The 14,764-nt window shown below is 34.8% G+C and carries 10 protein-coding genes; 7 read left to right on the forward strand and 3 right to left on the reverse strand.

Annotation, left to right across the window (positions count from 1 at the left end; genetic code table 11):
- Positions 1 to 118: 118 nt before the first annotated feature.
- The 3 genes from MKY60_RS04575 (at position 119) to gdhA (ending at position 4,859) form a co-directional block, all read left to right on the forward strand.
- Positions 119 to 1,717, forward strand: a complete 1,599-nt coding sequence (locus tag MKY60_RS04575; protein ID WP_340928829.1) for a M20/M25/M40 family metallo-hydrolase — start codon at positions 119 to 121, stop codon at positions 1,715 to 1,717.
- Positions 1,718 to 2,285: 568 nt separating this feature from the next.
- The gene (locus tag MKY60_RS04580) at positions 2,286 to 3,257 is read left to right on the forward strand and encodes an LCP family protein (RefSeq protein ID WP_340928831.1); all 972 of its coding nucleotides are present in this window, start codon (positions 2,286 to 2,288) and stop codon (positions 3,255 to 3,257) included.
- A gap of 219 nt (positions 3,258 to 3,476) precedes the next feature.
- The gene (gdhA, locus tag MKY60_RS04585; RefSeq protein WP_340928833.1) at positions 3,477 to 4,859 is read left to right on the forward strand and encodes an NADP-specific glutamate dehydrogenase; all 1,383 of its coding nucleotides are present in this window, start codon (positions 3,477 to 3,479) and stop codon (positions 4,857 to 4,859) included.
- 297 nt (positions 4,860 to 5,156) lie between these two features.
- On the opposite strand, the gene MKY60_RS04590 is transcribed toward gdhA, so the two are convergent.
- Positions 5,157 to 6,857, reverse strand: coding sequence for a methyl-accepting chemotaxis protein (locus MKY60_RS04590; protein WP_340928835.1), 1,701 nt, complete (start codon positions 6,855 to 6,857; stop codon positions 5,157 to 5,159).
- Between the two features lie 350 nt (positions 6,858 to 7,207).
- On the opposite strand from MKY60_RS04590, the gene MKY60_RS04595 reads away from it, so the two are divergent.
- On the forward strand, positions 7,208 to 7,648 hold the full coding sequence (locus tag MKY60_RS04595) for a C40 family peptidase (RefSeq protein WP_340928837.1): 441 nt from the start codon (positions 7,208 to 7,210) through the stop codon (positions 7,646 to 7,648).
- Between the two features lie 189 nt (positions 7,649 to 7,837).
- Positions 7,838 to 8,980 (forward strand): glycerate kinase, encoded by a 1,143-nt coding sequence (locus MKY60_RS04600; protein WP_340928838.1) that lies wholly within the window; start codon positions 7,838 to 7,840, stop codon positions 8,978 to 8,980.
- A 209-nt stretch (positions 8,981 to 9,189) separates the two neighbouring features.
- Here MKY60_RS04600 and MKY60_RS04605 read toward each other — a convergent pair whose 3' ends face one another.
- Both MKY60_RS04605 and MKY60_RS04610 read right to left on the reverse strand, forming a co-directional pair.
- The gene (locus MKY60_RS04605; RefSeq protein ID WP_340928839.1) at positions 9,190 to 10,641 is read right to left on the reverse strand and encodes an S-layer homology domain-containing protein; all 1,452 of its coding nucleotides are present in this window, start codon (positions 10,639 to 10,641) and stop codon (positions 9,190 to 9,192) included.
- Between the two features lie 225 nt (positions 10,642 to 10,866).
- On the reverse strand, positions 10,867 to 12,492 hold the full coding sequence (locus MKY60_RS04610) for a hypothetical protein (protein WP_340928840.1): 1,626 nt from the start codon (positions 12,490 to 12,492) through the stop codon (positions 10,867 to 10,869).
- Positions 12,493 to 12,806: 314 nt separating this feature from the next.
- On the opposite strand from MKY60_RS04610, the gene MKY60_RS04615 reads away from it, so the two are divergent.
- Both MKY60_RS04615 and MKY60_RS04620 read left to right on the forward strand, forming a co-directional pair.
- The gene (locus tag MKY60_RS04615) at positions 12,807 to 13,883 is read left to right on the forward strand and encodes a branched-chain amino acid aminotransferase (RefSeq protein WP_090565226.1); all 1,077 of its coding nucleotides are present in this window, start codon (positions 12,807 to 12,809) and stop codon (positions 13,881 to 13,883) included.
- 64 nt (positions 13,884 to 13,947) lie between these two features.
- Positions 13,948 to 14,745, forward strand: coding sequence for a gamma-glutamyl-gamma-aminobutyrate hydrolase family protein (locus tag MKY60_RS04620; protein ID WP_340928841.1), 798 nt, complete (start codon positions 13,948 to 13,950; stop codon positions 14,743 to 14,745).
- Positions 14,746 to 14,764: the final 19 nt, after the last annotated feature.

The following is a 14,764-nucleotide window of genomic DNA, read 5'->3' on the forward strand; positions in this document are numbered from 1 at the left end:
TAAAATTTAAGGAATAATAAGTATCAATAATAAAAAATTCGAAATAGATTGACAGTTTATAGGGTAGACCCTATATTTTAAATAGATAGTTAATATAGAAGGGGATAGGAGATAAATCATGATGGGCAAATTATGGGGTACACCTGAGGAACTAAGGGCTTTGTTATGTGAATTGGTTAGCTGGGATAGTATTACGTTAACAGAGGGAGAGCGGGCGTTTGCCCCAAAATTAGTGAAAAAGCTAGGGGAACTACGCTATTTTCAAAATCATCCAAGTCTATTACAAATGCATGATGCGGGACTTGGTAGACAAGTAGTAACTGCGTTATACAAGCACCCAGAAGCGACTGAAACAATAGTGCTGATTAGTCATTTTGATACGGTTCAAACGGAAGAGTATGGTGTTTTGGAGCCGCTTGCATATTTTCCAGAGGAGTTAACAAAAAAGTTAATGGAGAATCCAGAAGAATTGCCTGAAGGTGCTAGAACTGATTTGGAAACTGGTAAGTATTTGTTTGGTCGCGGCACGATGGATATGAAGATGGGGCTTACTCTACATATGCAGTTAATTGAAAAAGCGAGTGTTGAGCAGTGGCCAATTAATCTTATTTTAACTACTGTTCCAGATGAAGAAGTCAATTCTGCTGGTATGCGTGCTGCAGTTACACATTTAGTGCGTATACGTGAGGAGTTCGGATTAAGCTATAAGCTATTTTTAAATAGTGAACCTTCATTTTCTCAAAATCCCACTGACATTGCAGAATATATATATACAGGTACGATTGGTAAAATCATGCCAGCCGCTTTGTTTTACGGGAAAGAAACACATGTGGGAGAACCTATGAAAGGCATGACTGCAAATTATATCGCATCCTTTTTAACCCAACGGATGGAGTGGAATAATCTATTCCGCGAGTCGCATCTTGGGGAGAGTACGCCTCTACCAGTTTCATTGCAGCAGAAGGATCTGAAACTGTCTTATTCTACGCAAACACCTTACCGTGCGGTTGCATTATATAATGTGTTTTTACTGAAACGTACTGCTTCGGAAGTGATGGATTTGTTTGAGCAAGTTGCAGAAGAGGCAATGCATGCATTGAACGAAAACTATTCCATGATTTGTGAGCGTGAGCAGGTGACGGGCATAGGGGAAGTAAAGGTTTTGCGCTATGAAGAATTACTCGAATATGCATATAAAAAATTAGGAACAGAACAAGTAGAACATCTTAAAGAACTAACGCTAGCAAATGAGGAGTGGGATGACCGAGAAAAATCACTTCGTATTGTAGATGACTTGATGATCCAATGCCAGGAGTTAGCACCAGCAACAGTTATCCTATTCACACCACCTTACTACCCAGCAGTTAACACTTCCAATGATCCATTGATTAAAGATGCAGTGGAATTGATGAAGCAATCAAGCTTATCGTTTAACAATAAAATTGATCAAATCCATTATTTCAACGGAATTTGCGATTTAAGTTATGTGAATTATGAGGATGAAGGTAAGGGCTGGACGGCATTTGAAAAAAATACACCTGTATGGGGAGACACCTACAGCATTCCATTTAACGACATGGCGAAGTTGAAAGGTCCAGTTTTGAATGTTGGACCATTTGGTAAGGATGCTCACCAAAAAACTGAACGACTCCATGTAGATAGTGCATTTGTAGAGATGCCTGTAATGTTGGAAGCTTTGATTAGAAGTTTGTACTAAATATATCGATTGAGACTTCCTAAAAAGGGGAGTCTTTTTTTACGGAAACCCTCTATTACTTCATTAATGTAAACCGCATTAATATCCCATCCAGTAAATCGTACGTCATTACATATTATCCTGTATATATTAATCCTAGTTATTTGAGTCAATTTCATAATTACTTGTTTCATTTAAAAATACGAATGTTTACTTAATATCGCAATATATTCTTGGTTTTTTTAAAAGCGATCCCGCTGGAGTGGCAGGCGGCGACTCCAGCGGGAACAGCGCGAGCTGAAAGCCCCGCAGGAAAGATATTGGTCGAACTTTGTTTGACCAATATCTTTGCGACGAGTAACCGCAGGAGCATATATTTTCGTAGTGACGAGGAGATTGAAGCCGTGCCCGCGGAAAGCGTCCGTCTAGAGCGGAAATCAGCGTAGTTCGGATTTAACTATACAATATTCTTTATGAAATTGATTCATTTATAAAGGAAATAATAATGTATTTCTATTATAATTTATTATATATTGTTAGTATTTAAATTAGAATGAATAATCAAACTAACGATAAAGTGAGGAGAACAATGCCTATTTCAAGAAGGTTTAAACAAAAACAAAAGAAAAAAAGGAAAATTATTCTGTTAGCACTTGTTATTTCTTCTTTTTTGCTCGTCGGAGTTATCGCTTTTGCTATTAGTCTTACTCAGGAAACAAAGAATGCAACTTCTAAAATGTATGTACCTTTAGAAAGAGAAGAAGAAGAGCAGACGAAGTTACGAATCACTCCTTTTAGCATATTAGTAGCAGGCGTGGATGACGAGAAAGAGGCTAAATATGGTCGTTCGGATATGCTATTATTAGTTACTGTTAATCCGAAAGCGGAAAAAATTTCGATGGTGAATATTCCTCGAGATACAAGATTATATATCGAAGAATTAGAAAGAGAAGACAAAGTAAACCATGCTTATTCATATGGTGGAATAAATTTCACGATAAATGCGCTTGAAAAGTTGTTAGAAATACCAATCGATTATTACGTTACTACGAATTTTCAAGGATTTGAAGATATCGTCGATACGCTAGGGGGAATTGAAGTGGATGTGCCGTTTACAGTAGATATCCAACTAGCAGATACACTCAAATGGAAAACCTATACGGAAGGTCCTATGCTACTAAAAGGAAATGAAGCTCTTGCATATGTTCGAATGCGTAAAAAAGATCCAGAGGGGGATAAAGGGCGTAATCTACGTCAAAAACAAGTTATTCAAGCAATACTAAACGAATCTACACGTTTTAGTAGTGTAACCAAACTAGATGATTTAATAGAAAACGTTGGGGAAAATGTTAGAACAAATATGCCAACCTCTGATTACTTGGGATTTGTAAAACTATACCAAGAAATTAAAGATTCTCCTATCGTCCCGTTAACCTTGGAGGGACAAGATAAAAGAATTTACAGTAAAATTGAAAATAAGGAATTGTCGTATTTTATCCCTAACGAGGCTTCTCTGGAAGAACTTAAGCAGAATTTGAAGGCAAACCTAGGAAAGAACTAAAAAAATGATAAGGTAGTCGAATGAGTCAATTTCATAATTACCTAATTTACTTTTTTTTCAACTATTACTGTCATAGTAATCAAAAAAAAATTTAAGATTGTTTACATTATAAAAAAGACTATTTTGTATATTTATAATTTTTTGTTTATAAATATGTTGAATAGTTAAAGTATTTTGGAGATAATGAAACTAATAATTTTTTACGATAGGAGTAATTGGATGGAAATAACTACAAGAAATAATACAGAATATAAGAGCAAAGCAAATGATTATGTACATGAGGTATTCCAGTTAGTAAAAGACAGAAATCAAGGGGAAAAAGAGTTTTTACAGGCAACACGTGAAATATTTGATTCACTTCGTCCTGTATTTCTAAAGCACCCTGAATATATACATAATGGAATACTAGAGCGGATTACGGAGCCTGACCGAGTAATTACATTTCGAGTTGCATGGGAAGATGACACTGGAAAAGTTCAGGTCAATCGTGGTTTTCGAGTACAGTTTAATAGTAGCTTAGGGCCTTATAAAGGAGGAATTCGTTTTCATCCGACGGTAAATAGTAGCATTATGAAATTTTTGGCCTTTGAACAGACCTTTAAAAATGCGTTGACAGGGCAGCCGATTGGCGCAGGTAAAGGTGGTTCTGATTTTAATCCGAAAGGAAAGTCAGAACGTGAAATAATGCGATTTACACAAAGCTTTATAACCGAGTTAAGTAAATATATTGGGCCTGATATGGATGTACCTGCTGGAGATATTGGAGTTGGGAAGAGAGAAATAGGTTATATGTTCGGCCAGTATAATCGTTTAAGGGGCGGCTATGAGGCTGGTGTGTTTACAGGAAAAGATCCAAATCATGGAGGAAGCTTGGGGCGTAAAGAGGCTACAGGTTACGGCACAGTATATTTTGTTGAAGAAATGTTGAAAACAGCAAATGATAGCTTTGAAGGAAAAAAAGTAGTTGTTTCTGGATCTGGAAACGTTGCAATCTACGCAATGGAGAAGGCAATTGAACTTGGTGCGTTGGTGTTGGCATGTAGTGATTCAAATGGATATATATATGACCCTAATGGTATCGATGTAGAAACTATCAAACAATTAAAAGAGTTTGATAGTAAAAGAATTAAGGAGTATACAAAGGTTCATAAAAATGCTGTATATCATGAGGGGTGCATGGACATTTGGTCAGTGGCATGTGATATTGCTTTACCTTGTGCTACACAAAATGAAATGGCAAAAGACGATGCGATTATATTAATCCAAAACGGGGTAAAGGCAATAGGGGAAGGTGCTAATATGCCTTGCACAGAAGATGCCATTCTTGCTTTCCAAGCAAGTGGCATTTTATTTGCACCAGCTAAAGCAGCAAATGCAGGAGGGGTAGCTGTTTCAGCAATGGAGATGTCGCAAAATAGCATGCGCTTATCGTGGACGGTTGAAGAAGTAGATGAGAAATTAAAGCAAGTCATGAAGAACATATACACTAGCTGCTATAATGCTGCAGAAAGCTATGGTCATCCAGGTAATTTAGTAATAGGAGCAAATATCGCAGGATTTCTTAAAGTAGCGGACGCTATGGTAGCGCATGGTATTCACTAATATAGAAAAGGAGCAATTCTCTAGTTAGAGAGTTGCTCCTTTTTAATAGATTAGAAAGTATATAAAATTGCCCTGAGAACACTGGATTCATGGGGCATTAAAGAACGAATAATCCTGTGAATTCTGTTTCATGTGGGCGCTTTCCGCGTGCGGCCGAGCCTCGTTCGCTACGCTACCTATGGGGTCTCGACTTTCTCGCTGGAGTCGCCACATTCCACTTCTGTCAATATAGAGTTTAGTTACGTTTCTGTTCTTAAAGGACCGGGCATGTCCTTTGCCTAGTTTCTTACTTTTTACTTAAAGCTTAAATTTACCTACAATCTGATTTAACTGATGTGCAATATCATTTGTTTCACTAGAACGGTTTGCAATTTCGTCAATTGAAGCTGTCGTTTGTTCAGTTGCTGCTGAAATTGATGTTGTAACTTGTTCAATCTCTTTTATTGATTCAGTAAGTTGATTGATCAACACTACGACTTGTTTCGAATTATCTGCTTCTGTAGTTGTCATATCAGAAATCATGGATATTTCTTTAACGGTTTTTGCAACGGCTGTAGAAATATCACTTAATGATTGAGATGTTTGAAGAACAGTCGAAGAACCAGTTTCGATTAACTTCGTACTTTCTTCTGTAGAATCTACTACTAGTTTAATACTTTCGGTAATATCTTTAATGATTGTTTCGACTTGCTCCACTTCGGTATTCGATTGTTCAGCTAGTTTTCTAACTTCCTCCGCAACAACTGCAAATCCTTTTCCATGCTCACCAGCGCGAGCGGCCTCAATTGAAGCGTTTAGTGCTAGTAAATTAGTTTGTGCTGCAATTGCAGAGATAGAACTAGTAATTTGTTGAATCTTTGTAGTTGCTTCATTTAATCGCCCGATTGTTTCACTAGTTTCAATGGATGCAGATTTAATTTTATCCATGTCACGACTAATTTCACTTGCACGAGTTAGACCCTCTTCGGCAGTGTTCATAGTTGTTTTAGAATTTATCACTGTTGTATCTGCACGATCCTTTGAATTTTGTAAACCTTGTGCTAGGTTCTGTAAAATATTGGATGATTGTTCGGCTGTAATTGTTCCGTCGCTTACTGATGCAACAGTTTCACTCATATTAGTTGAAACTTGGTGTATGGCATCTCTCATTTCGTTTAGTGAAATAGAGTTGTTTTCGACATTATCTGTTAATTGAACGGACGTTTTTTGTATCGTTCCTATAATATCTCGTAGATTCGAAGCTAATGTATTTAATGTTCGACTTAAATCTCCAACTTCATCTTTACTTGTGAAATGTGTGTCCTTGACTGTTAAATTACCTTTTGCAATTTCAGCTGCATGTGCAATAAGTGCTGAAAGCGGCTTTGTTTTTCTTCTAATTAAATAAAGTGTAATTAATGATGCTAACATCAATGGAATCAAACTAATAAGTATTCCTCCACTAACAACATCCCAAGTACGATCAGTAACAATAGATGCATCAAAATCAATAACACTAATAGCAATAATATCTTTAGAAGGATCATGATCTTCAAATATAGGGGCATAGCCAGAAAGTCTTTCTAAGCCGGCAAATTCATAGGCTTCTGAATATGTAGAATGTTGCATTTCTACTAACATTGCAATAGCATCCTTATCTATATAAAACTGATCTCCAGCTTTAAAGCCATCTTCTTTAAGATTATCATCCACAGCGAGTAGTTTACCATCTAAATCTATAATATACTGGGTTTCAAATATATCTTTATGAGCAGTAGTCCAATTTAGCTGCTCGCTAACCTTGTCAATGGTGGAAGTATCACCAGCAATTAGCTTTTTAACATCATCTGGTTGAATCAAACCAGTAGTAATGTTTGCGCACCCGTAAGCTTCAATACCAGCTGCCTTATATAGTTCGTCATAAGCAGTATTGTATGTCGCAACCGAAGTGATTAACAGCATAGAAGCAATGATTCCAACAATAATCATCCCTAAATGCATTGTTAAAGTATTTTTCATTTTAAACTCTCTCCTGTCTAACTTTCCATGTAACTTATATAACATTTATACCATAGAAACAGATATAAAAGATATACCTTTATAATTAGAATTAACACAAATATGTGACTATTTTACTTCCAAGTTATATTTTTTAAACTGCTTTTATGTTACTTAAGAGCTAATATAGAACTATAAGATTTTTAATGTATTAGTAGATTACCTTTTAGAACGTATAATTCTCTGTAATGTTATTGTTACACAACTGTAAAGTTAATAAAGTTTAAAAGGTGTTAATATGTGTATAGAGAAATTTTCAGAAAACATTTTGAATCTATTTTTCAATACACATCTTTGGAGGAACATAAGTTTTGACTTCTTTGTTTAAAAAAATCATCACAATCTTTAGTTTAACTGTAGTTTTAGCCGCGGGAACATTTGCAGGAAATACAGAAGCAGCAAGCACTGTAGCATCCAATGAAATAGTATCGAGTGCGAAAAGTTTAGTAGGAATTAAATATCGTTATGGTGGAACAACGAAGGCTGGTTTTGATTGTTCAGGTTATATCGGATATGTTTACAAAAGCAAAGGGGTTAATTTAGCAAGAACAGCAGCGGGAATGTACAACAGTGGGAAAGCTGTAAAAAAAGCAAACCTAGCAGTTGGAGACTTGGTTTTCTTCAATACTTCTGGTAGAGGCGTATCTCATGTGGGTATGTACATAGGTAGCGGTAAGTTTATCCATGCTTCAACATCTAAAGGTGTTCGTGTTGATAAATTAAATGACCCTTATTATTGGGGTAAAAAATAGGTTGGTGCTAAGAGAGTAGCGAACGTAACAGTAGCAAAAAAATAATTTGAACATATACTACCGTTTTAGCTTATAGCTGAAACGGTTTTTTAAATCTTATATGATTAAGGACGGAAATCAAAATCTCTTATGCATATACTTGCATTTGTTTGTTTGAATTTATTATTATGATTTTAAAAGGGTGGTAGTATGAAAATTGTTATTAGTCCTGATTCCTTCAAGGGTACCTTAACTGCTTTAGAAGCAACTTATGAGATTAATAAAGCCATCAAAGAAATTAGTCAGGACATCGAAACGGTATTACTACCAGTTGCAGATGGAGGAGAAGGGACACTCGAAGCACTTATTACAGCAACTCAAGGAAGCACTATTGATGTCGAGGTTTATGATCCTATAGGTCGCCTAATACAGGCGGAGTATGGAGTGCTTGGTGATGGAGAAACTTGTGTTATTGAAATGGCGAAAGCATCTGGAATTATGCTATTACAAAAAGAGGAGAACAATCCTTTACAAGCCTCCACATTTGGTACAGGAGAGCTTGTACTTCATGCTTTAAATCGTGGATACAAGAAGTTCATAATAGGGCTTGGGGGTAGTGCAACGAATGATGGTGGAACAGGAATGTTACGTGCTTTAGGGATGAAGTTTTTAAACAAATATGGAAAAGAAATTCCTCTTGGACCTCAATTTTTAAGAGATTTACATGAAATTGATCCAACAGACTTTGATGGTAGAATAAAGGATTGCCATTTTATATTGGCTTCTGATGTGGATAATCCCTTCGTAGGAATAAACGGTGCAACAAAAGTTTTTGGTCCACAAAAAGGAGTGACATCAAATATGGTAAAGGTGCTAGATAAGAATTTAGAACATCTAGCTAATATAATAGAAGAAGTCACGCAAATTACACTACATAAATTGCCAGGAGCGGGTGCTGCTGGTGGACTAGGTGGTGCTTTTCTAGCATTTTTTCCAGTTTATATGAAACCGGGTATTGAAGTTGTAATGGAAGCAATCAATTTTGAAGAGCATATCAAGAATGCTGATTTCATCATTACAGGTGAAGGTAAATCAGACTCTCAAACACTTTCTGGAAAGGCTCCTATTGGTATTGCTAAAGTTGCAAATAAACATAACGTACCAGTTATTTTAATATCCGGTTATATTGAACCGTTAAGTATCCCGAACTTATCTCTCTATTTTTCAAAGCTGGTAAGTATAGTAAATCAGTCGATTACTCTAGAAAAAGCAATGAAAAATCCTACTTCTCACTTGAGAGTTAAAACCAGTGAAACAATGAATTTAATTTTATCAACTTTAGGTAAAAACTAAACTATCAATATATTTAAAAAACCCTTTATTACTAATGATTCTAGTAATGAAGGGTTTTTTTTAGAGAAAGATTGTAAATATCGGCGAATAGTCATATACCATAAGAAGACCGAGAAAAGGAAAGATGAAATGTTGTAACAAAGTCAGTCTAAGTAGAATAAAACAGGTAACAAATAGGTTTATTCTTTCCACGGAAACACTAGCTTTTTTTAATCGAAGTATAATATATCATCACGATAATTTTGTTTTAAATCAGATTCTAAGAAGTTTAAATAACGAACAAGAAGTTGAGAAGCTTTACCTCTGGTTAATACTTCATTTGCATTAATACGATTTTTCTTGTCTGGGTCTATTAATCCAAGTTCACTGGCTATATAAATACTATCTTTAGCTGCATTTGGAATTTTATTGTCATCAATGAATTTAGTTTTATATCCAGGAGTAGGTGCGCGTCCTTCTAATCCAAGAGAACGGACAATTATCGTTACAGCTTCTGCGCGAGTAATTGAATCCTTTGCACCAAACTTCTCTTTGTTCTTAGGATTAACTAGTCCTTTATTTAAAGCACTTTCAATATAAATATAGTTTGGATCTTTTACATCTAAGTCTTCAAATAAAGGCTTTTTCAATGTTTTTCTCTTATTAGTTTTTTCTTCCATTACACGTAAATCAACGGCTTTAGCGACACCTATTGTAAAGAGATCTTTTTTCATAGCAGCATCAGGTGAAAAGAAATTGCTTGATTCATCAAAAATACCTAGAGAATATAGTTTTTCTATATTAGGTTTCGACCAATGCTTCGCAATGTCACGAAATTTAGGAACGATTAAACGCTCAATAGTTGGAGATTTTTTCTTGTTTAAATTAATTGTTCCGCTACGAGCGTAGTGAGAATAAGGAATATCGTACTCATATTCTGAAATCATATCGGAAGTACTGATGACAGAGTTACCCCCGACAAAACTAGATAGCGAAGGAGAATGAGCTTCGTATTCTAAAACTCTTGATTTACTATCGGATACTTTATTGGTCACAAATGCAGTACCTAAAGGGGTCACTATTTCATAATCTATTAATTGAGTGTCTGTTGATCCCCAAAAGTTTTGGTAACCAACATTTTCCCCAGTGATACGAACAGTTATTTCTTCTTCTATAGTCTTTTTGTCAACTTTGTAACTTTTTTTATAAATTTTTCTAGCTATGATATTTCCAGAGTAATAGTCTGTAGCAGGTCGGTTATCGACGACTGAACCTTGAGAGAATTGATAGTCTGCTAATGTATATGTTGTTTTATCAGCTAAAGTTACTTTCTCATTATAACTTTTTACTGTTGTATTTGACGTTGTTTGCCCTTTTACCTCATGTTTTGTTAAATCTGAAACGTATACAACACTACGTGTCAATTTATGACCATCTGGGCTAGCCAAGGTGAATTTATAGGTTGATGTCAATTGATTTTTGTTTTCTTTTTCAGTAACAGTTGCTTTTCCTGTAAATTTAATAGGTATATCATATAGGAAGAATACTTCTTCATATTCATATTCGTCCATTACTCCTCCGCTGTATTCTATAACGTTTGCATTTGCTGCTGGGATCAAAGCAGTTAATACTAAGAGAATGGCTAATAATTGGATGGACAGTTTTTTTAAATATTTAATCATTGAGTTTAGTTCCTACTTTCTAAAATTGTTTTTACATTTGAGTCAATTTCATAATTACTTGTTGCATTTAAAAATACGAATGTTTACTTAAAATCGCAATATATTATTCGTTTTTTTTACAATCCCATTGATTGGAGTGACAGGCGCGACTCCAGCGGAAACAGTGCTGTTCGGATTTAACTATAGAATATTCTTTATGAAATTGATTCATTTAATTGTTTAAATTTAATCTACTAAAATAATTTGAGCATGTGAGTTAGAGTCATGAATAATAAATAACCGATCATTTTCTTGTAATTCATGGAAGGAGATAACTTGACCTTCTTTAATAAAAGTAGTATTTGATATATTAAAAGAACTATTATAAGCATAATTTTGCCAACTACTAGCATTCCAATACTTTACATTATTTATATTAAGCCAATTATACGATGAACCAATCAAGCGTCCAGTTGTAAATGAAGAAGCAGGGCCATATGATGAACCAACAATTCTAGCAGCTACGATATGATTGTCTTTTACATAAAAATATGCATACTTTCCAGAGCTGTAATTAAAGTCAGTTGTTAAAACATTACCATTCTCGACAACAACAGTATCATTACTAAAGTTTAAGTTATTTAAACTTGTAGAATACCAGTAATTATTTGTTAATTGGTTTGTATTATTGACTAATAGCTGATAAGAGCCAACTGAATTTATTTGACCAAAATACACTGATTTGTTGGATAAACTAGAGCTTTTAAAGCTGCTATTAGAAATATGAATTACGTTGGCGTATTGATTTGAATTAGTCCCATTTGTAATTATATTGGCATCTCCAGTTGTCAATGCACTAGCGTCCACTAAGCGACCGTTGCGAATAATAATTGTTCCATTATGATAGGTAATATTTTGTTTGTTCGCTAGATTAATTTTTTTATTTGAGGTATCAATAGTAGTTAAATTAGCATGATATGTACGTTCATTCGATTTCTTAATAATTATTTTTTGAATTATTTCTTCACCAGATTGATTGATGGTTACGTAATAAACCTCATTATTCACATATTTATGAAGTTCAATAGGGTCAACTTTTTTATTGCCAAGATAAATTGGTGTCTTAACAGTAAAAGTTTTGGACGTAATATTTCCTTTGGAAGCAGATTTAAGTTTCCATTGCCAATTTTCATATACCTTTTCATCTTTTATAGTTAATTTCTTTTGTTTATTATCTAGCTTTTGAATTGTTCCCTTATATAATTGTTCGATTTTAATACCATCTACAATTATTTCAATAGAAGAAAGCCTATCAGAATCATCATCACTTAGGTAGAGCTTAACACGATCTCCTTCATATAATTCGCTTAAATCTACAAGCTTATTATCTTTGGATATTTGCGTTTCAACATCAATGTAATACTTAGCCTGTTGTCGGTTTTTTAAATTGATAGTAATATACTGACCATTATTATCTATATTATTTATTGTGCCAGTTAAATTGCGGCCAATTGAATCAGATTCTCCTTGATCAATACTAGTAAATCCATTTAACTCATGAACTTTTCTAAAGTTCACTGTCGCTTCTATTCTCATCCCTTCTTTAAAAGCTCCAACGGTTGTTGGAGTAGAGTTAACAAATAGTGGGACGTATTCATCAATATTTAATGTTGTAGTTTTACCCTCACTGTTAACTAAGGTAATACTTGCTAATTGTTTTTCTGTTGTTTTATCCTCTAAAATTACTTCTTCATAAGTAAAATTGACAAAAAGTCCATTTATTGTAGAAGAAGCTTGGACAGTAGATATGTTTGTAAAGCAACTTACAAATAAAATTGCAAACAAAATTATGTATGTAGTATATTTGAACACTCTTTAACCCTCCTTAAGATTTGATTTCACCTACCTATTTTATCGGTTAATAGTAATTATTTGTAATAGAAATGAATAAATAATATAGTTTGATTTGTGTTCCTATTTACCCGGGGTAGTCTTAAAATTATTTATATCACTAAAAACAGGCAGTGACTATATTGGGAGAGCAAGTTTAAAAAGTTTTCAAATTTTTAGAAAATAATTTTAAAAAGGTATTTCTAATTTTCGTAAAAGTAGTATAATTGCATATAATATATTGCACACTTAAAATTGTTGCAATTTACTAATTTTATTGATAGGGGAAACATGCCATGAATAATCTAAAAATTAATTTTACAAAAAATGGAGCGAAAAACGAGAAAACACCAGCAAATCAGCTAGTGTTTGGAACGAAATTTACGGATCATATGTTTATCGCTGATTACACAGAAGGAACAGGTTGGCATGATCATCGTATCGTCCCTTATCAGCCACTTACATTAGATCCATCTGCTTCTATATTACATTATGGACAAACGGTTTTTGAGGGAATGAAGGCTTATCTTTCGGAAGATGGAATTGTTCGATTGTTCCGCCCTGAGCAAAACATGAAACGTATGAATATTTCGGCAGACCGCTTAAGCATGCCACAAATAGAAGAAGAATTAGCTATTGATGCTTTAAAACAGTTAATCGAAATAGACAAAGAATGGATTCCTACAGAACCCGGAACATCACTTTATATTAGACCTTTTATGATCGCAACTGAAGCACATCTTGGTGTATCGGCTTCTAAAACATATAGCTTCATCATCATTATGTCGCCAGTCGGATCTTATTACAAAGAGGGCATTCACCCAGTAAAAATTTTAGTGGAAAGTGAATATGTTCGAGCAGTTGCTGGTGGAACAGGAACAGCAAAAACCGCCGGTAATTATGCTTCCAGTTTAAAAGCTCAGGAAGTAGCTGATCGTGAAGGATATGCTCAGGTTCTTTGGTTAGATGGATTAGAGAGAAAATACATTGAAGAAGTAGGAAGTATGAATGTCTTTTTCAAAATTGATGGAGAAGTAGTTACTCCAGCCTTAAACGGAAGTATTTTGGACGGGATTACCAGAAAGTCTATCATTGAATTGTTGAAGTACTGGGGTGTTCCAATTACAGAACGTAAAGTTTCAATGGAAGAAATACGTGAAGCTTATTTGAACGGTAAACTGGACGAAGCATTTGGAACTGGTACTGCTGCTGTTATTTCTCCAATTGGAGAATTACGCTGGAAAGGTGAGTTATTCTACGTGAATAACGGAGAAACAGGAGAACTTTCCCAAAAATTATATGATACGTTAACTGGAATTCAACGGGGCATTATCGAAGATCCATTTGGCTGGGTTGTTGAGTTAGAAAAATAATGTTTTATTAGTCGCTTCTCTTCACAGGGAGGCGTTAATTTTGTTTTTGGGAGGATACTTTACGATGAAACCACTAATTGGTATATGCGCTAATTATTTATCAGATGACACAGTCGGATTGGCTGCAGGAATCGGTGCAAAAAATCAGGAATGGCAATTGCTTGCGGATGATTATATTGTTGCTATTGAAAGAGCAGGAGGGGTACCAGTTATTTTGCCTATCACTACAGAGTTAGAAACATTGACTCCTCTTCTTCAAAAATTGGATGGGATATTATTTTCTGGAGGTTCTGATATAGATCCATATTTTTACGGAGATTATCCGAAATTTGGATTAGGAGCTATTGAACCAAAAAGGGATTTCCATGAAATTAGGTTAGCTCGAAAAGTTTTATCGGATATGAATATTCCTGTACTTGGCATATGCCGTGGAATGCAGTTACTTACCGTAGCAACCGGTGGCAAACTGTATCAGGATTTATCATCTCAAAAACCGGAGGGGATCAACCACTCAGTACCAAAATCAATTAGACATCACGCATCTCATCCAGTTCGAATTGAAAATGGTTCAATATTACATAGTATTTTTCAAAATGACGAGCTGAGAATTAATAGTTTCCATCACCAAGCTGTAAAAGAGCTAGGCAAAGGTTTTAAGGTGTCGATGACTGCTCCTGATGGAATCATAGAAGGAATAGAATGGGAAGAGCCTAATAGATTTGTTGTAGCAGTTCAATGGCACCCTGAAATGATGGAAGGACAAGTTGATACAGTGCGTCCAATCTTTAATGCTTTCGTCGAAGCAAGTAAAATGAATGCGCAAGTTATTGGACTAGTTCCATCTGAAGAGACAATAGCTTAACAAGCCTTTTGGAGAAATC

This window comes from Psychrobacillus sp. FSL K6-1415 (assembly GCF_038003185.1).
Classification (GTDB): domain Bacteria; phylum Bacillota; class Bacilli; order Bacillales_A; family Planococcaceae; genus Psychrobacillus; species Psychrobacillus psychrodurans.